At 71.4% G+C, this 20775-nt stretch carries 19 protein-coding genes; 10 read left to right on the forward strand and 9 right to left on the reverse strand.

Annotated elements, in window-relative coordinates; all coding sequences use genetic code 11:
- Window positions 1–89 precede the first annotated feature (89 nt).
- On the forward strand, window positions 90–557 hold the full coding sequence (locus Mam01_RS26545) for an Lrp/AsnC family transcriptional regulator (protein ID WP_150937689.1): 468 nt from the start codon (window positions 90–92) through the stop codon (window positions 555–557).
- Window positions 558–743: 186 nt separating this feature from the next.
- Window positions 744–3185: a transglycosylase domain-containing protein gene (locus tag Mam01_RS26550; protein WP_239101633.1), complete on the forward strand. Its 2442-nt coding sequence runs from the start codon at window positions 744–746 to the stop codon at window positions 3183–3185.
- A gap of 194 nt (window positions 3186–3379) precedes the next feature.
- On the opposite strand, the gene Mam01_RS26555 is transcribed toward Mam01_RS26550, so the two are convergent.
- On the reverse strand, window positions 3380–5422 hold the full coding sequence (locus tag Mam01_RS26555; RefSeq protein WP_204287902.1) for a thioredoxin domain-containing protein: 2043 nt from the start codon (window positions 5420–5422) through the stop codon (window positions 3380–3382).
- Window positions 5423–5574: 152 nt separating this feature from the next.
- Here Mam01_RS26555 and Mam01_RS26560 point away from each other — a divergent pair, with 152 nt between their 5' ends.
- Window positions 5575–6738: a hypothetical protein gene (locus Mam01_RS26560; RefSeq protein WP_239101634.1), complete on the forward strand. Its 1164-nt coding sequence runs from the start codon at window positions 5575–5577 to the stop codon at window positions 6736–6738.
- Between the two features lie 26 nt (window positions 6739–6764).
- On the opposite strand, the gene Mam01_RS26565 is transcribed toward Mam01_RS26560, so the two are convergent.
- Genes Mam01_RS26565 through mca form a run of 3 tightly spaced genes read right to left on the reverse strand, consistent with a single transcriptional unit; the run spans window position 6765 to window position 8137 of the window.
- Window positions 6765–7082, reverse strand: coding sequence for a GNAT family N-acetyltransferase (locus Mam01_RS26565; protein ID WP_204287903.1), 318 nt, complete (start codon window positions 7080–7082; stop codon window positions 6765–6767).
- A complete protein-coding gene (locus Mam01_RS26570) occupies window positions 7079–7246 on the reverse strand; it encodes a hypothetical protein (protein WP_191910348.1) in 168 nt (55 codons plus the stop codon). Before Mam01_RS26570 ends, Mam01_RS26565 begins: the two co-directional genes overlap by 4 nt.
- 9 nt (window positions 7247–7255) lie before the next feature.
- Window positions 7256–8137 (reverse strand): mycothiol conjugate amidase Mca, encoded by an 882-nt coding sequence (gene mca, locus Mam01_RS26575; RefSeq protein WP_150937698.1) that lies wholly within the window; start codon window positions 8135–8137, stop codon window positions 7256–7258.
- Window positions 8138–8283: 146 nt separating this feature from the next.
- On the opposite strand from mca, the gene Mam01_RS26580 reads away from it, so the two are divergent.
- The 3 genes from Mam01_RS26580 to Mam01_RS26590 all read left to right on the forward strand — a co-directional run bounded on the left by Mam01_RS26580 (window position 8284) and on the right by Mam01_RS26590 (window position 10800).
- Window positions 8284–8709 carry a DUF4307 domain-containing protein gene (locus Mam01_RS26580; protein ID WP_204287904.1) on the forward strand — a complete coding sequence of 142 codons (426 nt, stop codon included), beginning with the start codon at window positions 8284–8286 and terminating at the stop codon, window positions 8707–8709.
- Window positions 8710–8784: 75 nt separating this feature from the next.
- Window positions 8785–9285: a transcription elongation factor GreA gene (gene greA / locus Mam01_RS26585; RefSeq protein WP_150937703.1), complete on the forward strand. Its 501-nt coding sequence runs from the start codon at window positions 8785–8787 to the stop codon at window positions 9283–9285.
- A 126-nt stretch (window positions 9286–9411) separates the two neighbouring features.
- On the forward strand, window positions 9412–10800 hold the full coding sequence (locus tag Mam01_RS26590) for a C40 family peptidase (protein WP_239101635.1): 1389 nt from the start codon (window positions 9412–9414) through the stop codon (window positions 10798–10800).
- Window positions 10801–10815: 15 nt separating this feature from the next.
- Here Mam01_RS26590 and Mam01_RS26595 read toward each other — a convergent pair whose 3' ends face one another.
- Window positions 10816–11448: an acyl-CoA-like ligand-binding transcription factor gene (locus Mam01_RS26595; RefSeq protein ID WP_204287906.1), complete on the reverse strand. Its 633-nt coding sequence runs from the start codon at window positions 11446–11448 to the stop codon at window positions 10816–10818.
- Window positions 11426–12925 (reverse strand): MFS transporter, encoded by a 1500-nt coding sequence (locus Mam01_RS26600; protein ID WP_204287907.1) that lies wholly within the window; start codon window positions 12923–12925, stop codon window positions 11426–11428. Before Mam01_RS26600 ends, Mam01_RS26595 begins: the two co-directional genes overlap by 23 nt.
- A 76-nt stretch (window positions 12926–13001) precedes the next feature.
- Here Mam01_RS26600 and abmR point away from each other — a divergent pair, with 76 nt between their 5' ends.
- From abmR to phoH2, 4 genes are all read left to right on the forward strand, one after another.
- Window positions 13002–13520: an ATP-binding transcription factor AbmR gene (gene abmR / locus Mam01_RS26605; protein ID WP_204287908.1), complete on the forward strand. Its 519-nt coding sequence runs from the start codon at window positions 13002–13004 to the stop codon at window positions 13518–13520.
- A 286-nt stretch (window positions 13521–13806) separates the two neighbouring features.
- Entirely contained in the window at window positions 13807–15597 is a 1791-nt protein-coding gene (locus tag Mam01_RS26610; protein ID WP_204287932.1) for a phosphoenolpyruvate carboxykinase (GTP), read from the forward strand.
- A 114-nt stretch (window positions 15598–15711) separates the two neighbouring features.
- On the forward strand, window positions 15712–16473 hold the full coding sequence (locus tag Mam01_RS26615; protein WP_204287909.1) for an isoprenyl transferase: 762 nt from the start codon (window positions 15712–15714) through the stop codon (window positions 16471–16473).
- A gap of 246 nt (window positions 16474–16719) precedes the next feature.
- A complete protein-coding gene (gene phoH2 / locus Mam01_RS26620; RefSeq protein WP_239101636.1) occupies window positions 16720–18030 on the forward strand; it encodes an RNA 5'-3' helicase PhoH2 in 1311 nt (436 codons plus the stop codon).
- Between the two features lie 5 nt (window positions 18031–18035).
- Here the strand turns inward: phoH2 and Mam01_RS26625 are convergent, their stop codons facing one another.
- Genes Mam01_RS26625 through Mam01_RS26635 form a run of 3 tightly spaced genes read right to left on the reverse strand, consistent with a single transcriptional unit; the run spans window position 18036 to window position 20739 of the window.
- Entirely contained in the window at window positions 18036–18623 is a 588-nt protein-coding gene (locus Mam01_RS26625) for a hypothetical protein (RefSeq protein WP_204287910.1), read from the reverse strand.
- Entirely contained in the window at window positions 18620–20068 is a 1449-nt protein-coding gene (locus Mam01_RS26630; RefSeq protein WP_204287911.1) for a sensor histidine kinase, read from the reverse strand. The genes Mam01_RS26625 and Mam01_RS26630 overlap by 4 nt, the downstream gene beginning before the upstream one ends.
- The gene (locus tag Mam01_RS26635; RefSeq protein WP_117409270.1) at window positions 20065–20739 is read right to left on the reverse strand and encodes a response regulator; all 675 of its coding nucleotides are present in this window, start codon (window positions 20737–20739) and stop codon (window positions 20065–20067) included. Before Mam01_RS26635 ends, Mam01_RS26630 begins: the two co-directional genes overlap by 4 nt.
- Window positions 20740–20775: the final 36 nt, after the last annotated feature.

The raw sequence follows: 20775 nt of genomic DNA on the forward strand, positions 1-20775 counted from the left end.
CTGTCGGTTGGTGTAGCCAAATTGTGCAACAGTGAGTTGATTCGGTGGACAATTTGCTCAGTCTCTGCGCTTGTGAAGGGGAAATCGTTATGACGATTGACCACCTCGACGCCCGGCTCGTCGCCCTGCTGGCCGCCGAGCCCAGGATCGGCGTGCTGGAGTGCTCCCGCAGGCTCGACGTCGCCCGGGGGACGGTGCAGGCGCGGCTCGATCGGATGGCCGCGAAGGGGGTCATCACGGGCTACGGCCCGGACATCGATCCGGCCGCGCTCGGCTTCGACGTGACCGCCTTCGTGACGCTGCACATCAGGCAGGTCGCGGGGCACGTGCCGGTGGCCGACCAGCTCGCGGGCATCCCCGAGGTCCTGGAGGTCCACACGATCACCGGCGGGGGAGACATGCTCTGCCGGGTGGTCGCCCGGAGCAACGCCGACCTCCAGCGCGTCATCGACCTGATCGTCGACGTGCAGGGGGTCGTGCGGACCGAGTCGGTGATCGCGCTCGACACGCCGGTGCCGTACCGGACCCTTCCCCTCGTACGGGCGGCGGGCGGCTGATCGGGGCGCGGGGGGTCATGTTGGCGCGGTTTATCCACAGGCGCTTGTCCGCGGGGCATCTTTTCCACAGAGGTGACGGGGAGTGCGGAACCATCGTGGGCCATCGTTTACCGTGGTTGCATTCGCCCAGCTCACGGGGCCAAAAGCGGGCGTATCGGGGGTATCGGACTTATCGGGGGTCACAGGGTGGGCAACACCGGGGAGGGCCCGATCGGGGAGGGCTCGGCCGAGGGGGGTCCGGGCGAGGGAAGCACCGTCGCGCCGGGTGCGGCGCACGGCGGCGCGGCCGGGGCAGGCGGGGGCGGCGCACACGGAGACTCGGGGGACGGTGGTGGACGGCCGAGACGCCGTGGACGCCGGCGGCTTCCGCGCGTCCTGCTCGTCTGCCTCGCCACCTCGATCGCCGGGCTGGTCGTGTTCCTCGCCGTCGTGTGGGCGCTGACCCCTATTCCGGGCGGCACCCAGGAGCTGGCGACCGCCCAGGGATCGGTGATCTACTACCGGGACGGCAAGACCGTCCTCGCCACCGAGGGCGTCAACCGCAAGAACGTGCCGCTCTCACGGGTGCCCAAGGTGGTCAGGGACGCCGTGATCGCCGCCGAGAACCGCACCTTCTACCGGGACCAGGGCGTCTCCGTGCAGGGCACGGCGCGCGCCCTCTGGTCGACGGTCACCGGCAAGCAGCTTCAGGGCGGCTCCACGATCACCCAGCAGATGGTCCGCAACTACTACAGCGGCCTCGGCCAGGAACGCTCCGTCGGGCGCAAGCTCAAGGAGATCATGATCGCGCTCAAGGTGGATCGCTCCAAGCCGAAAGACTGGGTGCTGGAGCGCTACCTCAACACGATCTACTTCGGCCGCGGGGCGTACGGCATCCAGGCCGCCTCCCGCGCCTACTTCGACAAGGACGTGCAGAACCTCACGCCGGCGGAGGGGGCCTACCTCGCCGCCGTGATCCAGCAGCCCACCCGTTTCGCCGATCCGACCGGCGCCGCGCTCGACGCGGTCAGGGCGCGGTGGGCGTCGGTGATCCAGGGCATGCGCGAGATCGGCGCGATCAGCCGCGAGGAGGCCGGGGCGCAGACGTTCCCCACGCTCGCCAGGCAGCGGCCGCCGCTGTCCCTGGGCGGCCAGAACGGCTATATGCTCGCGCAGGTGCGGGCCGAGCTCAACCGGCTGGGCTTCACCGACGAGGACATCAACCACGGCGGCCTCAAGGTCACCACGACGTTCGACAAGAAGCTCATGTCCCTCGCCGCCGAAGCGGTGAGGTCGGTGCTGCCCGACGGCACCCCGAAGAAGGTCCGCACCGGCCTCGCGGCCGTCGACCCCGGCACCGGTGAGGTCGTCGCCTTCTACGGCGGGCGATACGAGACCAACCAGTACGACAACGCCTTCTCCGCCAAGGTCCAGGCCGGGTCGACCTTCAAGCCCTACACGCTGGCCGCGGCGCTCGAAGCCGGATACGGGCTCGACACGCTGGTGTACGGCAACTCGCCCATCACCATCGGGTCCGCGAGCATCCCCAACTCCGGCGGCAGGTCGTACGGCCCGGCGATTCCGCTGGCCCAGGCCACGCAATATTCGGTCAACACCGCCTTCGTCGACCTCGGGCAGCGGATCGGCCTCGACAAGGTCGTCGCGGCGGCCCGGGCGGCCGGCATCCCCGAGGCGCAGCTCGCCCCCCACGCGAAGGCCGCCACGCTCCCGCTCGGGGTGGCGTCGGTGAGCGCCGTGCAGCAGGCCTCCGGGTTCGCCACCTTCGCCGCAGGGGGGATCCACCGCGAGGCCCACGTGGTCAGGTCCGTCACCGACGGCAGCGGGCTCGTTCGCACGTTCTCGCCGCCCGGCACCCGGGCCTTCAGCGAGAACACCGCCGCCGACACGACGTACGCGCTGGAGCAGGTCGTGCTGAACGGCACCGGCACGGCCGCGCGGCTGTGGGACCGTCCGGCGGCCGGCAAGACCGGCACCACCGACGAGTCGGCCGCGGTCTGGTTCTCCGGGTACGTCCCGCAACTGGCGGTCGCCGTCGACATGTTCCGCGACGACAACAAGCCGGTGACCGTCCCCGGATACGGCGAGTTGTACGGCGGCACGCTTCCCGCGGAGATCTGGAAGACCTTCGTGGGCGCCGCCATGGAGGGCAAGCCGGTGAAGGAGTTCCCCGAGCCGGTCACCTGGAACCCCTACTACTCCTGGGACTACGGCAGGGCCACGCCCCAGCCCAGCGGCGATCCCAACGCCATCCCGATGGACCCCTCGGGCACCTTCCCGCCGTACGGGCCGGGGGCGCCGGGGCTGCCTCCCGGCGCGCCCGGAGACGAGGAGCAGCCCGGCGGAACGGGCCCGGAGGGCACGGGCCAGGACGGCGGCGGTCCGGAGCGCGGCGGCGGCGCCAACAACCTGCGCCCGAACGGCCTCCTCCCAGACGATCTTCGCCCGAACGACCCGGGCCGGGCCGACGACGGGGGGAGCGCGCCGGGCGGGCCCGGCACCGGGCAGGACGCCCCCGCACCCGGCGGCGCCGACCGCACGGGGGCTGACCGCACGGGCGCGGGCACCGGCGGCACCGGCACGGGCGGCAGGAGGAGCACCGGCGGAGCCCCGGCGGGCCTACTGCCCTAACCGCCGGGCGGATCTGCCCGGACGGAGCGGTGTCTGGAATGGTGCGTCACGAGGCGGAGAGGCCACGGCGGAGATGCCGGCAAGGACGGCCCCCGGGTCGGGCGACGCCGCGCGGTGCCGCTCCGGTCGACGCGACTCGGGCGATCGGCCGGGGCGATGGGCCGGGGGTATCGGCAGGGGGCGTCGGCCCCGCGTCAGTTGGCCAGTTCGGCCCGTAGCTCGGCGGGGGTGGTCACCGGCGCCCGGCAGGTGAAGCGGCGGCACACGTAGGCCGCGGGGGAACCGCCGATCATGCCGCGTCCCTCCAGCAGCGGCACGTCCACTGATCCGGCGTCGCCTGATCCGTCGTCCACCGATCCGTCGCCCACCGATCCGTTGCCGGCGGATCCGTCGCCGAGGGCGACCACCAGGCCCGGCGCCCCGGACAGCAGGGCCGCCCGGTGCAGCGCCCGAGTGCGGGCGTCGCCGGGCGGGCCGACGATCGCCACCTCAACCGGCCCGCGCAGGGCGGCCTCCGCCACCGCGAGACCCCATCCGGCGAAGCGGGCGTACCGCCCGGCCAGCGTGGAGACCGCGCCGAGCGCGGCCTCGGCCGCCTCCCGGTGCCGGGCCGAACCGGTCAGCGCGGCGTACGACAGCAGCGCGCCCGCCGCCGCGAACCGCCCGGACGGGGTGGCGTTGTCGGTGGGGTCCGCGGGCCGCTGGAAAAGCTGTTCGCCATCGTCCGGGGCGTCGTAGAACCCTCCGGAACCATCGGGGAACCGGGTCAGGATGGTCTCCAGCAGGTCGCCCGCCCGGTGGAACCAGCGGCTCTCGCCGGTGACGCCGTAGAGGGCGATGAACCCCTCCGCCGTGTTCGCGTAGTCCTCCAGCATGCCGGCGTTGGTCCCCGCCCGGCCGTCGCGTGAGGTGCGCAGCAGCCGCGCCGGGGCGCGGCTCACAGTGTGCAGGTCGTCGAGCAGCACGGCCGCCTCCCGCGCCGCGTCCACCAGCACGGGCCGCTCGAAGAGCGCGCCCGCCTCGGCCAGGGCGGCGATCACCAGCCCGTTCCACGAGGCCACGATCTTGTCGTCCCGGCCCGGCCGCGGGCGCCGTTCCCGGGCGGCGCGCAGGGCCGTACGGATTCGGTCGAACCGCTCCCGATCGTCGGGGTCGGCCAGAAGCTGGAGCACCGATGTGCCGTGCTCGAACGTGCCCGTGACCTCGAACACCGAGGCCGCCCATGCGCCGTCGTCCTCTCCGAGGACCTCGCGAAGCTGCTCGGGCGTCCAGACGTAGAACAGGCCCTCGCCGTGGGTGCCGTCCGGCCCCTCGCTGTCGGCGTCGAGGGCCGAGGCGAAGCCGCCCTCCGGGGTCCGCATCTCCCGCAGCAGCCACTCGGCGGTCTCCAGCGCCACCCGCCGGGCGAGGACCGAGCCCGTCGCGCGCCACCAGTGGGCGTAGACCCGCAGCAGCAGCGCGTTGTCGTACAGCATCTTCTCGAAGTGCGGCACCACCCAGTCGGCGTCGACGGAGTAGCGGGCGAAGCCGCCGCCGAGCTGGTCGTACAGGCCGCCCCTGGCCATGGCCTCCATGGTCGCCTCGGCCATGGACACCGCCTCGGGCGTGCCGTGCCGCAGCAGGAACTCCAGAACCATGGACGGCGGGAACTTCGGCGCCCCGCCGAAGCCGCCCCGCCGTTCGTCGAAGCCCTCCGCGAGGTTCCGTACGGCGAGGGCGAGCGTGCCGGCGTCCGGCAGCGGGCCCGACGGCACCCCGGTCTGCCCGCCGAGTGCCTCCACCACCTTCGCGCCCTGGGTCAGCACGCCCTCCCGGTCCTGCCGCCAGGCCTCCGAGACGGCCTGCAGCAGCCGGTGGAAGTGCGGCCGGGGAAAGTAGGTCCCGGCGTAGAACGGATGCCCCTCCGGCGTGGCGAACACCGTCATCGGCCAGCCGCCCTGCCCGGTCATCGCCTGGACGGCGCCCATGTAGACGGCGTCCACGTCGGGGCGTTCCTCGCGGTCGACCTTCACGTTGACGAACAGGTCGTTCATCTGCCGCGCGGTGGGCTCGTCCTCGAACGACTCGTGTGCCATGACATGACACCAGTGACACGCCGAGTAGCCGACGCTGATCAGCAGGGGGACGTCACGCCTGCGCGCCTCCGCGAACGCCTCCTCGCCCCACGGAAACCAGTCCACCGGGTTGTCCACGTGTTGCAGGAGGTAAGGAGAGGTCTCGCCGCCCAGCCGGTTCATACGGCCAGCCTCTCACACGCTCAGAAAGGCCCTACGCGAGTGCGGCTCACGGGGATGCTTGGCGACGTCGCGTCCGGGAAACGGCCCGGAGGGAACGCGCGGGGGGAACGCGGGGATGTGTTCGGGCGCGTCCGGGCGTAGGCTCACAGGACGTGGGCTTGGATCTGGACTTCGCGGTCAGGCACTCGGGACGCCCGGCGGCCGCCATGACGCGGCGGGACGTCGCCCGGGTGCTGCTGGCCGTGCCGTCCGGGCAGGCCCTGGTCGCCCTTCCCGACCTGCGGCGGCAGTTGCTCGCCGCGGGCAATCCGTTGTCGGTCGCGTTCTGGGAGTCCGCCAAGGCGGTGCTGACCAGCATCGAGTCGGGCGTGGCCACGGTGGGCGAGGTGCAGCGCTGGCTGGAGTCCAGCGGGACCGAGCCGATCATGCTCACCCGCAGCTACTTCCTGTGGCCCGAGGAGAGTGAGCGCGGCCCGGTGGCCACCGAGATGTACGAGCGGCTGGTCGAGTTCCTGGAGGAGCGCCTGGCGGCCGGGGAGATCGACGCGGACGCGCTGGCCGCCGGAGACCCCGGGGCCCGCCACGCCTACGAGGAACTCCAGGAAAGCTGGCTCGGCACGCCGCTTCCCGACGGCCGGGTGCCCAACGTCGTGGTCAACGACGAGCAGGACAAGGAGCTGTACGCCGCCTGGGACGAGGAGGAGGCCTTCGCGCTGAGCGAGCTGCGGCGGGTGCTCGACGACCTGCCCGAGCCGCCCTTCCCCGAGGCCGACCTCCGTATGGCCGCCCGGCGGCTGCGTGTCACCCTGGGCCGGCCCGGCTATCCCGGCAACGTGCTGCGCGCGTGCGCCGGCCTGGAGGAGGGCGATCTGCCGGAACGGGACGAGGACCTGTGGCTCACGGTCGCCGCCGGGATCGCCGCGCCGATCTCCGACCTTCCGGACGAGGAGGACGCCGCCCGGTTCTTCGACATGGAGGGCGACCTCAGCCACGAGGACTCGATACTGGCCTCGCTGTGCGCCATCCACCACGCCGACTGGCTCGCCTCGGTGATCACCCTCGTCCGGTACGGCCCCGGCGTGCTCGCCTCACCCGAGCGGATCGCCCGGTTCATCGCCGACTCCGAGGACGTCGACGTCGACCCGGACGAGCCGGAGGACCTGGAGGCGACGGAGATGCTCTTCACGGCGGTCACCCCGCTGTGGGCGCATCTCGGCATCGTGGACCGGGCGGAGGTGCTGACCCCGCTCGGCTGGTGGGGCCTGCCCAAGGCGCTGGAGCGCGCCTGGTCCTCCGGCCCCGCCCTGCCCGACTGACGGCCCCGCCCTGCCCGACTGACACTTCACCCGGCCGTGTCGACCAGGTTCCGGTAGTCGTCGTCCACCAGGTCGCGGTACTCCGGATTGCGCTGGATGTACCAGGCCACGAACGAGCACAGGGGCACCACGCTCAGCCCCGCCGTACGCGCGCCGTCGAGGGCGGCGCCCACCAGATGGCCGCCCAGCCCCCGGCCCTCGTACTCGCCGCGCACCTCGGTGTGCGTGAAGACCATCGCGCCGTCCCGCATCCGGTACTGCGCGAACCCGGCGACCACCCCGTCGACCAGGATCTCGTAGCGCGACGCGGCCGGGTCGGCGACGACCTCGACGGCCGCGCTCACGCGTCCGGTCCGTTCCCGTGCCGTTCGTCCTCGCGGCGGTCGTCCGGCACCTGGATCTTCCTCATCTGCTTGTTCATGTTCTTCAGCAGGAGGAACAGGGCGACGCCGATCGCGGCGACGACGAGGAAGCCCAGGAGACCCGGCCCGTAGCTGTTTGCGTCCACCCGACCAGCTTACGAGCGGGCAGGGGTGGCCTCCGCGTGGATCCCGGTGAACAGGTCGTCCTCCGGCAGCGTGGTGTCCACCAGCGACCGCGCGAGGTGGTAGTCCTCGGTCGGCCAGACCTCCTCCTGGAGATCCCTCGGGCAGACGAACCAGAAGCCGTCGGGGTCGACCTGGGTGGCGTGCGCCAGCAGGGCGAGATCGCGGAGCTCGAAGTAGTCCGCGCACGGCACCCTGGTCGTGACCTCCCACTTCTCCGGGCGGTCCTCCCAGCGGGCGATCCAGTCGGCGTACGGCGAGCCGATGCCGCGCTCGGTCATCGCATTGTGCAGCGCCTCGAACCGCTCCCTGGTGAAGCCCATGTGGTAGTAGAGCTTCAGCGGCTGCCACGGCTCGCCGGTGCCCGGATAGCGGTCCGGGTCGCCCGCCGCCTCGAACGCCTCGACCGACACCCGGTTGGTCATGATGTGGTCCGGGTGCGGGTAGCCGCCGTTGTCGTCGTACGTGAGGATCACGTGCGGCCGGAACTCCCGCACGGCGGCGACGAGCGGCGCCGAGGCCGCCTCCAGCGACTGGAGCGCGAAGCAGCCCTCGGGCAGCGGCTCGTTCTCGTCCTCCGGCAGGCCGGAGTCGACGAACCCGAGGAAGCGCTGCCGTACGCCGAGGATCTCGCGGGCCTTCTCCATCTCCTGCCGGCGGACCTCGCCCATGTTCTCGAGGATGTCGGGCCGGTCCATCTTGGGATTGAGGATCGAGCCGCGTTCACCCCCCGTACAGGTGACGACGAGGACCTCCGCGCCCTCCGCGACGTAGCGGGCCATCGTGGCGGCACCCTTGCTCGACTCGTCGTCGGGGTGCGCGTGCACGGCCATCAGCCTCAACGGTGCGCTCACGGCTCTCCTCATGGTGTCCTCTGGCTGTCAAAGAGGTTAGCTTCTTAGTGACCGTGTGCACCGGACCGGCATGGCCCGCGCCGGCACGGTCCCCTGTGCGGACGATCGTCTCGCACAACACCGACAAACCTCAGGGAGATTCCGCGATGCCCACCGATGAGGCCGGCGGCGGGGGGACACGCCCGGTGCTCGGCACGCCGGACGACTTCGCGCCGCGCCCGGCGCGGCCCGGCCGGCTGGTGCCGTACGTCGTGATCGCGCTGGTCGTGGCGCTGATCGCGGGCGGCTGGGGCTACGTCATGCTCCGCGCGAACGGGAATCCGGTCGTCAGCGCCCAGGTGATCACCTTCGACGCGAGCGCTTCGGACTCCGCCGTAATAACGTTCACCGTGAGCAAGCCCGCGGGCCGGGCGGCGACGTGCCGGATCCAGGCGCTCGACACCAGGCACCTGGAGGTCGGCAGCCGTGAGGTGGACGTCCCGCGGGGCCGGTCGGACCTCGAGTTCACCGAGCGGGTGAGAACAAGCGCGCAGGCCACGGCGGTACATGTCGACTACTGCGATCTCGTATAGTGGAATCTTTGGGGAAGCGTTCGAAGGCGTTAACTCGTTAGCCTTTCGAGTCACTTACGGAAACAAGGAGAGCCCGTGGCCGTCTCCCAGAACGACAACGTCACCTGGCTGACGCAAGAGGCGTACGACCGCCTCAAGGAGGAGTACGAGTACCTTTCGGGCCCGGGTCGCACGGACATCGCCAAGAAGATCGAAGCCGCCCGGGAAGAGGGTGACCTCAGGGAGAACGGTGGCTACCACGCCGCCAAGGACGAGCAGGGCAAGATGGAGGCCCGCATCTTCCACCTCCGCCAGATCCTGGACAGCGCCAGGGTCGGTGAGGCTCCCCGCGCCGAAGGCATCGTCGGACCCGGCATGACCGTGACGGTCCGCTTCGACGGCGACGACGAGGAGGTCACCTTCCTGCTGGCCTCCCGCGAGGAGAGCGGCGCTCCGATCGACGTCTACTCGCCGAACTCTCCCCTCGGGTCCGCGATCAACGGCAAGAAGGTCGGCGAGCAGGCGACCTACACGATGCCGAACGGCAGGCAGAACAGCGTCGAGATCCTCGAGGCCGTGCCGTACGTCGGCAACTAGGGGCCGTGGCCCACAGGTCTTGTCCCTTTTCGCCCCGGCCGGGAATTCTGCAATCGATTGCGGTATTCCCGGCCGTACGGCAGTCTCGTCGTGGAACGAAGCATTCGCTGCGGAAGGGGTGAGATCGTGCTCGAACGCCGAGCGCGCTTATCCACCCGTGTCCGCAGGAAACTCGCCAGAGCGGTCTTCGAGGCGCGTCAGGACCTCGCGTACCGGCCGCGGCTTCCCGGGCACACCATCGGACGGCACAGCCTCGCACGGCCCAATCTCGGACGGCACGGTCTCACCCGGCGGTCCGCCGGGTCGCGCCGGACGGTCCCCTTCATCGCCGTGCTGCTCGTGTGCGTGCTGGCGGCCGACGTCCTCGCGCTCGGCGAGCTCACGTCGGACGCCGCGAACCCCGATGTGACCGCGGCGGTCTCCCAGCGGCGTGCGGGCCACGGTTACGTGGCGGCGGCGCGGCAGGACCGCGCCGGGACGGCACCCGGTACGGCCCCCGACCCCGCGGGCCCGGCGGCGGGATCGCCGCAGAGCCCGGTGGCGCAGGTGGCGCCGCTGGAGCGCCTGATCCGCCCGCACCTGTTCGTGGTGGCCGAGCAGCCGCTGCCCGCCGAACTGGTCGAGAAGGTGCGCCGGGTGAAGGGCGTGGCGGACGCCGAGGTGACCGGCGCGGCCGACGTGACCGTGGACGGCAAGCGCGTGCAGACGATGGGCGTCGACCCGTCGACGTTCCGGGCGTACACGCCGAAGGTGACGGCCGGCACCGACGGGCTGTGGCGCAACATCGCGGCCGGGGACATGGCGGTCTCGTTCGAGCTCGGCCACGACGGCGGGGTCAAGCTCGGGTCCGTCGTCGAGGGCGGCGGCAGGCGCCTGCGCATCGGCGCGTACGCCACGGTCGGCATGGGCTCGATCGCCGCGATCGTCTCGAAGGACACGGCGGCGGCGCTCGGCGTCCCGGACGGCAACGCCCTCGTCGTGAGCGCGCCGAAGGTCGACTCGGCCAGGCTCCGCCGGAGCCTGCTGAAGATCCTGCCCAAGGGCAGCCAGGTCGCCACGATCAATCCGGTGGTGGTCACGCCCAAGGGACGCACCGTGTGGCCGTCGACCGCGTTCATGTCCGCCGACCAGCTCAAGGTGGCGCTGGAGGCGGCCGTCAGCAAGCTCGGCCGGCCGTACGTCTGGGGCGCCGAGGGGCCGGACAGCTTCGACTGCTCCGGGCTCGTGCAGTGGGCGTACGCCCAGGCGGGCGTGAAGATGCCGCGGGTGACGTACCAGCAGTGGGTCACCGGGCCGCAGGTGCCGCTGTCGCAGGCGCAGCCGGGCGACCTGCTCTTCTGGCGCAACGACCCGACCAACCCCGGCTACATCTCGCACGTCGCCATCTACTGGGGCAACGGGAAGATGCTGCACGCCCCGCACACCGGCGACGTCGTGAAGATCGCGAACGTCTACACGAAGAACCTCGCCGGGGTCGTCCGGGTCAGCCCCCAGGTCTCCGCCCGGGTCCGCTGACCCACCGGCCGTGCCCTATATCGGCAGGCCGGCCTCAAGATAGCCGAGTGCCTCGTCGAGCAGCACGGGTAGCGGGGTCCTGCCGTTCTGCTCCACCCAGGTGAACAGCGACGCCAGCATGACTCCCATGACCGCGCCGACGAGCGCCCGTACGGCGGGGCTGCGGCGGTCGCGGCCCGCCCGCTCGGCCATCGCGCCCGCGAGCATCTCGATCGTGGCGAACAGCCCCTCCGTGATCCGTGCCCGCAGGGCGGGCACGGAGGTGGACAGCTTGGTCCGGGCGAGCGTCCGGTCGAGTTCCTCCGGCCCCATCGACTCGAAGGCGGTGCGGAACGCCGCGCGCAGCGCGGTCAGCGGGGGCAGGTCCGGCGGCTGGGCCCTGATCGCCTCCAGGAGGATGGGATCGTAGTCGTCCTGGGTGACCACGTCCTCCTTGGTGGGGAAGTAGCGGAAGAACGTGCTCGGGGAGACCTCCGCGGCCTCCGCGATCTGCTCGACCGTCGTCGCGTCGTATCCCTGCTCGGCGAACAGCCGCAGGGCCTCCTCCTGGATCGTCCGCCGGGTCTTGGCCTTCTTGCGCTCACGCAGGCTCGTGACAACGCGATCGGAGGGGTGCGGGGCCCGGTCAGCGCGCTGCGGTGAGCTCATGTCCCGATTCTGCCGTCTTTCCGTCCCTGCCCGTGCTCCTCGGCAGGAAGACGGCCACCAGGACGGCGGCCAGCGCCGACGCGGCCCCGCAGACCAGCAGGACCAGGTCCATGCCGGCGACGAACGCATCCCTGGCGGCGTGCAGGAGCGTGGCGTCCCCCAGGGCCACCGCTGCCGTGATCGAGTCGCCCGCCGCCTCCGGCGCGCCGTCCGGCAGGCCGGAGGCGTACGCCCCCGAAAGCAGGCTGCCGAGGCCGGCCACGCCCAGCGCGGCGCCGATCTGACGCACGGTCTGCAGGGTCGCCGAGCCCGAGCCCGACCGCTCCTCGGGCAGCGTGGCGAGCACGCCGTCCATCGCGGGCACCATGGCCAGCCCCACGCCCGCCCCGATGACGGTGAGCCACGCCGCGACGAACCCGTACGCCGAGGACGCCGAGGTCGTCGCGCCCAGGCAGAAGCCGGCGGCGAGCACGACCAGGCCCGCCGGCATCACCAGGCGCAGCCCGAGGCGGGCGGTGAGCCGCTCTCCGGCGAGGCCTCCGAGCATGAGCCCGGCCACCATGGGGATCACCCGGACGCCGGTGCCGAAGGCGTCGTGGCCGAGCACGGCCTGCAGGTGCTGGGGGACGACGAACAGCACGCCCGACATGCCGAGGCTCACGAACGTCGCGCCGGCCGCGCCCCACACGAAGACCCGGTCGCGGAACAGGCCGAGATCCAGCATCGGCCGCCGGACGCGGGCCTCGACCCGGACGAGCGCCGCCAGCAACACGACCCCGGCCGCGAGGCCGGCGAGGACGCGGACGTCGCCCCACCCGCGGGCCGGCGCCTCGATGACGCCGTACACCAGCGCCGCCAGGCCCGTCACCGACAGCAGCGCACCGGGAAGGTCGGTCCGGGGTGCGGCGGGGTCACGGGACTCGGGGACGAACACGGCCGCCGCGACCGCCGCCACGACGACCACCGGGATGTTGACGAGGAATATCGAGCCCCACCAGAAGTGGTCGAGCAGGTAGCCGCCCACGATGGGGCCGAGGGGCAGACCGAGGGCCATGGCGGCGGTGAAGACGGCGATCGCGCGGCCCCGCTCACGCGGGTCGAAGACCACCGGCAGGATCGAGGTCGCCAGTGGCATGATCACGGCGCCGCCCGCGCCCATGAGCGCGCGGGCCGCGATCAGGGCGCCGGTGCCGTTCGCGTACGTCGCGAACACCGAGGCGATCCCGAAGGCCACGAGACCGGCCAGCAGCACCCGTCTGCGGCCCAGGCGGTCGCCGAGCGCTCCCGCCGGAAGCATCAGCGCGGCGAACGGAACCATGTACGCGTCCACGATCCACTGCAGGTCGCCGTTCGTGGCACGCAGATCGGCCGCCAGCGTGGGCAGCGCGACGTTGAGCACGGTCGCGTCCATGCCGATGACCAGGGCACTCAGTACGAGGGCGCCGAGCGCCCACCAACGAGAAGTGGAAGAAGCCATGAATTGATAGTAACTATCAAAAACTAGCGACTGTCAATCAAGGCCATCGAGCTCCTGGCCGTGTAATTTTGATTACATGAATGCAGAAGAACAGCTGAAGGCATGGTTCATCGGCCGCCTGCCGGAGGCGTGGTTCGCCGACCGGCCGGAGGTGGTCGTGGACCGCGAGGAGATCACCGTGCTCGGGACGCTGCCGCCGTTGTCGGTGGCCGAGGGGCTCCCCGACCTCGAACGGGCCGCGGCCGTCGAGGGGTACGTCGAGCGGTTCCGGGAGGAGACCCGCGAGCGCCGGATCGAGATCGCGCGCGAGGCCGAGCACCGCTTCCGGCGCAAGGTCTCCTGGGGGGTCGTCGCGGGTGGTGAGACAGTGATGTTCACCACTCTTTCCGTGCCCGTCATGACCCGCCTGCGCCAGCCGGAGCGGCAGGTGCTGGACACCCTGGTCGCCGCGGGTGTGGCGCGCAGCCGCAGCGACGCGCTGGCCTGGTGCGTCCGGCTCGTCGGGAAGCACACCGACAACTGGCTCGCTGACCTGCGCGATGCCCTCCAGCACGTCGACCGCGTCAGGGCGGAGGGTCCCGGCGGATTGGACTGAACCAATTCCGGCAGAGGTCTACACCATTGCGATCGGTCTATACCAATGTGTAACGCCGGTGAGGCGGGTAAGGAGGGGAAAGACGTTTTTTCGACAGGGCCCGAGTGGGTAAGGTCGCACAACATCACGGCCCCTGCCTGGGCGGATGCCGTCGGGGATCGTGATGGAGAATGGCGCCGAATTAAGCGGGAGTGGAAACGCGATGGTCTACTCCAATTGGCTTCGGGAGCCGTTCGCCGCGGAAGATGCTCTGGCCCTGAGAGATTAAGGAGCCGCCCCCGTGTCCATTTCAGTAGATGTACCGACGCCCACCACTCACAGCGATCTGGCGGCCTGGGTGAGCCGGATCGCGGAGCTGACCCAGCCGGACCGCGTCGAATGGTGCGACGGCTCGGAGGCCGAGTGGACGCGCCTGACCAACCTTCTGGTCGAGCAGGGCACCTTCCGGCGGCTCGTCAAGCGTCCCAACAGCTTCTACGCGGCCTCGGACCCGAGCGACGTCGCCCGGGTGGAGGACCGCACGTTCATCTGCTCCGAGCGCGAGGAGGACGCGGGCCCGACCAACAACTGGATCGCGCCGGACGAGATGCGCGAGACGTTCGCCACGCTGTTCCGGGGGTGCATGCGGGGCCGGACGATGTACGTCGTGCCGTTCTGCATGGGTCCCCTGGGCGGTGATCTCTCCCAGCTCGGCGTGGAGATCACCGACTCGCCGTACGTCGTGGTGTCGATGCGGATCATGACCAGGATGGGCGACGAGGCGCTGCGCCTCATCGAGGAGCGCAAGGACTTCGTCCGGGCGGTGCACTCGGTGGGGGCGCCGCTGGAGCCCGGCCAGGCCGACGTGCCGTGGCCGTGCAGCCGGACCAAGTACATCAGCCACTTCCCCGAGACGCGGGAGATCTGGTCGTACGGCTCGGGCTACGGCGGCAACGCGCTGCTGGGCAAGAAGTGCTACGCGCTGCGGATCGCCAGCGTGATGGCCCGCGACGAGGGCTGGCTGGCCGAGCACATGCTGATCCTCAAGCTCACGCCGCCGGAGGGCGAGGCGCGGTACATCGCGGCCGCCTTCCCGTCGGCCTGCGGCAAGACCAACCTCGCCATGCTCCAGCCCACGATCCCGGGCTGGAAGGTCGAGACGATCGGCGACGACATCGCCTGGATGCGCTTCGGCGCCGACGGCCGGCTGTACGCGATCAATCCGGAGGCCGGCTTCTTCGGCGTCGCGCCCGGGACCGGCCAGACCACCAACGCCAACGCGATCGAGACGCTGTGGGGCAACAGCGTCTTCACGAACGTCGCGCTGACCGACGACGGCGACGTCTGGTGGGAGGGCCTCACCGACGAGCCGCCCGCGCACCTCACCGACTGGAAGGGCCGCGACTGGACGCCGGAGTCGGGCGAGCCCGCCGCCCACCCGAACGCCCGGTTCACCACCCCGGCCGAGCAGTGCCCGACGATCGCCCCCGAGTGGCAGGACCCGGCCGGCGTGCCGATCTCGGCCATCCTGTTCGGCGGGCGCAGGGCGACCGCCGTGCCGCTGGTGACCGAGTCGCTGAGCTGGCGGCACGGCGTCTTCCTGGGCGCCAACGTGGCGTCGGAGAAGACCGCGGCGGCCGAGGGCAGGGTCGGCGAGCTGCGCCGCGACCCGTTCGCGATGCTGCCGTTCTGCGGCTACAACATGGGCGACTACTTCGCGCACTGGATCAGGATCGGCGAGTCGGCCGACCCGGAGAAGCTGCCGAAGATCTACTACGTGAACTGGTTCCGCAAGGACGCCGGCGGCCGCTTCCTGTGGCCGGGCTTCGGCGAGAACAGCCGGGTGCTCAAGTGGATCGTCGAACGGCTGAACGGCGCGGCCGGCGCCGTGCCCTCGCCGATCGGCAACCTGCCGGACGCGCTCGACACCGAGGGCCTCGGCATCGCGCCCGAGGACATGGAGCTCCTGCTCGGCGTCGACCCCGAGGTGTGGCGGGAGGAGGCGGCGCTGATCCCGTCCCACTTCGCGACCTTCGGCGACCACATGCCGCAGGAGCTGTGGGACGAATACCACGCCCTGGTCGAGCGGCTCGGCTGAGTCACGCGTACGGCCCGCGCGCCGGGGAAGCCGGAGGAGAGCGGGCGGGGCACGCCGCGCCGCCCGCGATAATTGGTGACCGAACCCCCCACCGGTCGTGAGGAAGAGGGTCGCATGAGCATGCGCGATCTCGTGTACAAGCTGTACGAGCGCAGGCTCGAAGGGAAGCTGTCCTCCACCCAGATTCCCCGGCACGTCGGCGTCATCGTCGACGGCAACCGCAGGTGGGCGCGGGCCATGGGCCTCCGGGACGTCAGCCGGGGCCACCAGAAGGGCGCCGACAAGATCTCCGAGCTGCTCGGGTGGTGCCGGGAGGCCGGGGTCGGCTACGTCACGCTGTGGCTGCTGTCCACTGACAACCTCTCCAGGGACCAGGCCGAGCTGGGTCCGCTGCTCCAGGTCATCGAGAACCTGGTGCAGGATCTCGTGGACCAGGGCTGGCACGTCAACCCGATGGGATCGCTCGACCTTCTGCCCGATCACACGGCTCGTGTCCTCAAACACGCGAAAGAAACCACATCGCATCGCCCCGGCCTGATTGTGAACGTTGCCGTTGGGTATGGAGGAAGGCGTGAGATCGCTGATGCGGTGCGCTCCCTCCTCCAGGAGCACGCCAGCAAGGGCGCGAGCATCGAGGACCTCGTCGAGGTCCTCGACGTGGAGCACATCGCGGAGCATCTCTACACGCGCGGCCTGCCCGACCCCGACCTCGTCATCCGGACCTCGGGAGAGCAGCGACTCTCCGGATTTCTGCTCTGGCAGAGCGCCCACTCCGAGTTCTACTTCTGCGAGGCCTACTGGCCTGACTTCCGCAGAGTCGACTTCCTGCGGGCGCTCCGCTCGTACGCCGCGCGACACCGTCGGTACGGCTCCTGAGACGGTACGTGACCAGCACCTTTTAACCAGGCTAAACCTATTGGGCTGGGGACTTTCGTTACGTACCGTGGTAGCTGAGCGGCCGTCGAGAGGATCGGCGGTCACCACCTCGGGAGAGGGCCCGTCCTTGCGCGACCACCATGCGGGGAGGGCCGGACGCCCGGTCTGCCTTCGCAGGTCACGGGCCCGGTCCGGTCACCACCAGTCAAGGCAGGGCGCCGGCCTCAGGCGCCCGGGGGAGAACGCGTGGCAGTGTCCTCGAGCAACCCGTCCACATCCCGCACCTACGTTCTGGACACCTCCGTCCTGCTCGCCGACCCGGCGGCGCTGAGCCGCTTCGCCGAGCACGAGGTCGTCGTCCCGATCGTCGTCATCACGGAACTGGAGGCCAAGCGTCACCACCCGGAGCTCGGCTACTTCGCCCGGGAGGCGCTCCGCTTCCTCGATGACCTCAGAGTGCGGCACGGACGGCTGGATGAGCCCATGCCGATCGGCGAGGGGACCATCCGGGTCGAGTTGAACCATAGTGATCCGTCCTGCCTCCCGGCGGGGTTCCGCCTGGGTGACAACGACACCCGCATCCTGACCGTCGCCCAGAACCTCGCGGCGGAGGGCGCGGACGTGGTGCTGGTGTCGAAGGACCTGCCGATGCGGGTCAAGGCCGCGTCCATCGGCCTCAGCGCGGAGGAGTACCGCGCGGGCATGGTGGTCGAGTCGGGCTGGACCGGCATGGCGGAGCTCCAGGTCACCACCGAGGAGATGGACACGCTCTTCGACGCGGGCACCGCCGACATCGACGAGGCGCGCGACCTGCCGTGCCACACGGGCCTGCGGCTGCTGTCGAGCCGCGGCTCGGCGCTCGGCCGCGTCATGCCGGACAAGTCGGTACGGCTGGTGCGGGGCGACCGGGAGGTCTTCGGGCTGCACGGCCGGTCCGCCGAGCAGCGGATCGCGCTGGACCTGCTGATGGACCCCGACGTCGGCATCGTCTCGATGGGCGGCCGCGCGGGCACCGGCAAGTCGGCGCTCGCGCTGTGCGCGGGCCTGGAGGCGGTGCTGGAGCGCCGCCAGCACCGTAAGATCATCGTCTTCCGGCCCCTGTACGCCGTGGGAGGCCAGGAGCTCGGCTACCTGCCCGGCACGGAGAACGACAAGATGGGCCCGTGGGCCCAGGCGGTCTACGACACGCTGGGCGCGGTGACGACTCCGGAGGTCATCGAGGAGGTCATCGACCGGGGCATGCTGGAGGTCCTGCCGCTGACCCACATCCGCGGCCGTTCCCTCCACGACGCGTTCGTGATCGTGGACGAGGCGCAGTCGCTGGAGCGCGGCGTGCTGCTGACCGTGCTGTCCCGCATCGGGGCCAACTCCCGGGTCGTGCTCACCCACGACATCGCCCAGCGCGACAACCTGCGGGTGGGCCGCCACGACGGCGTGCTCGCGGTGGTGGAGAAGCTCAAGGGCCACCCGCTGTTCGCCCACATCACGCTGACCCGGTCCGAGCGGTCGCCGATCGCGGCCCTGGTGACCGAAATGTTGGAGAACATCACGCTCTGACCCCGTCAGGGGGGGAGCTGGCCGTCCTCGGGGGCCAGGTCCCAGTACTCCCGGCAGGTGTGGGCCCTCAGCCGCCCGCTCCTGCCGGGAGTCACGCGGGCGATCTCCACGACCCAGACCTCCGGGCTCAGCCGGGCCGTACAGGTGATCTGGGCCATGGCCGCCCTGGAGATCTTCAGTCCGCTGACGAACAGCCGCAGGCGCAGGCTCAGCGAGCTGTCCGGGTCGTTGCGGCTCCCCTCGTACGGCGAGTACCTGACGAGTTGCGTCTGAGCCGGGGAGAGCCCGGTCAGCGCGGTGGACAGGCGGTTCGCGGGCCGTCCGCTGGCCTTGAACAACGCGTCGAGGACATCGTTGACGTGGGCGGAGCGCGCGGCGACCCGGGCGGGCCGCAGCTTGCCGTCCCGCAGCAGGTAGATCGTGACGAGGGTCGGGGTGCCGCTGATGGCCGGCGCCGGGCCGGCGTCGACCACCTCGCTCGGCACGACCCCGCAGGCCGCGGACGTCGCCAGCAGGGCTGAGAGCAGGGTCGTGAGCAGGCCCGCCGCCCCGGCCCGCAGGCGCCGTCCCCGGCCGTCTCCGATACCGGTCATGGCGTCGGGATCCAGAGCCGGAAGAGAGTGCCGGGCTCGCGGCGCTCGGCCGTGACCGAGCCGTCGTGCAACTCGGCGTTGGCCCTGGCGATGGCCAGCCCGAGGCCGCTGCCCACGCTGCGCGCCCGGTCGGCGCCGGCCTTGTAGAAGCGCTCGAAGACATGCGGGAGGGCGTGCTCGGGGATGCCGGTCCCGTGGTCGCGCACGGTCACCTCCAGTCCTCTCGACGCGTCCGGGCGGACCCGTACCCGGGCGGTGACCACGACGGGCGGCGCGCCGTGGTTGAGCGCGTTGCCGACGAGGTTGGCCACGATCACGTCGAACCTCCGGATGTCCAGCGAGAAGGCGAGGCCGAGGGGCACGGTGAGCTTCACCCTGTCGGCCCAGCCCCGCATCTCCAGGCAGTCGGCCAGGGCGTCGCCCACGTCGACGGTCTCCCGGTGGAGCGTGGCGGCGCCCGCGTCCAGCTTGCTGATCTCGATGAGGTGCTCGACCAGCACCCGGAGACGGCCGATCTCGCGGACGACGATCCGGACGGCCTCCCCGGCGTCGTCCGGCAGGTTCTCGGCGTCCTCGGAGAGCATGTCGGTCACCGCCGTCATCGCGGTCAGCGGGGTGCGCAGCTCGTGGGAGACGTCGGCGACGAACCGGCGCGACATCGACTCCAGCGTCCGCAGCTCGCCGACCGTCTCCTCCAGCGCCGCCGCCGTCTCGTTGAACGTCGCGGTCAGCTCCGCCAGCTCGTCCCTGCCGCGTACGGGCAGCCGGACGCGCAGGTCGCCCGAGCCGAGCGCCCGCGCGGCGGCGCCGAGCCGGCGCACCGGCAGCAGCACGCGCCGGGCCGACAGCAGGGCCAGGGTCAGCGCCAGCACTAGGGTGATCCCCCCGGCCTGCGCGAGGGCGGTCCGCAGGCGGGACAGGACGGCGTCCTCCTCCGACAGCGGGACGAAGACGTACGCCGTCAGGCCGGTCGGCCGCATCACCCCCTGGCCGCTCTCCCGCTGGATCTGGGTGGCCACGATCAGCCACGGCCGGCGCCTGAGGAGCGCCCGCTGGTAGACCAGCCGCCCGCCGGCCGCCCGCTCACGCAGCCCGCTGGGCAGGTCGGCCAGGGTGAACAGGAAGCCGGGACTGGTCCGCAGGAGTTCGCCGTACGTCACGATCACGGTGCGTTCCGGCGCCTCCAGCGCCTGCACGACCTGGCCGAGGTCGTCCTCGGTGACGGTGGCGTCGCTCGGCCAGACCACGTCGCTCACCCCGATCGGCAGCGGGGTCCTGGACAGCGTCTCGCGCACGTCGGCGACCACGCCTCGCTCCGCGCGGTCCAGCAGGCCGCGGCGGACGATCTGGTAGCCGAGGCCGGCGACGACGGCGGACGCGGTGACCGCCACCAGCAGGAAGGTGATCACCAGCCGTCCCCGGAGCCCCGAGGGCAGCCAGGTCATGGCGGGCTGAAGCGGTATCCGAAGCCGCGGACGGTGTGGATGTAGACGGGGTCGGCGGGCACCGGCTCGACCTTGGCGCGGATGCGCTGCACGCAGGCGTCGACCAGCCGGGAGTCCGCCACGTGCGTGTGGTCCCAGACGGCGCGCAGGAGATAGCGGCGGGTGAGGACCTGGCCGGGACGGCGGACCAGTTCGAGCAGCAGGCGCAGCTCGGTCGGGGTGAGGTGGATCTCCCGGCCGGCCAGGCTCACCTTCAGCGCGCCGCGGTCGATCACCAGGTCGCCGAAGACGAGCCGGTCGGGCGAGGCCGACTCCAGCCGGCGCAGGATGGCCCGGATGCGGGCGTCCAGCACGCGCGGCTCGACCGGCTTGACCACGTAGTCGTCCGCGCCGGCCTCCAGCCCGACCACCACGTCGAGGTCGTCGCCCCGGGCGGTGAGCAGGATGATCGGCAGGGGATCGAGCCTCCGGATCCGGCGGCACACCTCCACGCCGTCGATGCCCGGCAGCATGACGTCGAGGATCGCGATCTCGGGACGCCGGGTGCGGATGTGGTCGAGCGCCTCCTCGCCCGTGGCGTACGCGGTCACCGCGTGGCCCTGCCGGGTGAGCGCGAGCTCGAGCCCGGTGCGGACCGAAGGGTCGTCTTCGACCAGGAGAATGCCTGCCACCTGGTCATTATGCGACGTACACAACCAATCCCCTAT

The sequence above is a fragment of the Microbispora amethystogenes genome (assembly GCF_016863015.1).
GTDB lineage: Bacteria > Actinomycetota > Actinomycetes > Streptosporangiales > Streptosporangiaceae > Microbispora > Microbispora amethystogenes.

Coding starts and splice junctions, on each gene's coding strand:
- Mam01_RS26595 (WP_204287906.1), bottom strand. CDS start 11,448: ATGAGCTCACCGCAGCGCGCTGACCGGGCCCCGCACCCCTCCGATCGC.
- Mam01_RS26555 (WP_204287902.1), bottom strand. CDS start 5,422: ATGAACCGGCTGGGCGGCGAGACCTCTCCTTACCTCCTGCAACACGTG.
- Mam01_RS26630 (WP_204287911.1), bottom strand. CDS start 20,068: ATGACCTGGCTGCCCTCGGGGCTCCGGGGACGGCTGGTGATCACCTTC.
- Mam01_RS26625 (WP_204287910.1), bottom strand. CDS start 18,623: ATGACCGGTATCGGAGACGGCCGGGGACGGCGCCTGCGGGCCGGGGCG.
- Mam01_RS26580 (WP_204287904.1), top strand. CDS start 8,284: ATGCCCACCGATGAGGCCGGCGGCGGGGGGACACGCCCGGTGCTCGGC.
- Mam01_RS26615 (WP_204287909.1), top strand. CDS start 15,712: ATGAGCATGCGCGATCTCGTGTACAAGCTGTACGAGCGCAGGCTCGAA.
- Mam01_RS26545 (WP_150937689.1), top strand. CDS start 90: ATGACGATTGACCACCTCGACGCCCGGCTCGTCGCCCTGCTGGCCGCC.
- Mam01_RS26600 (WP_204287907.1), bottom strand. CDS start 12,925: ATGGCTTCTTCCACTTCTCGTTGGTGGGCGCTCGGCGCCCTCGTACTG.
- abmR (WP_204287908.1), top strand. CDS start 13,002: ATGAATGCAGAAGAACAGCTGAAGGCATGGTTCATCGGCCGCCTGCCG.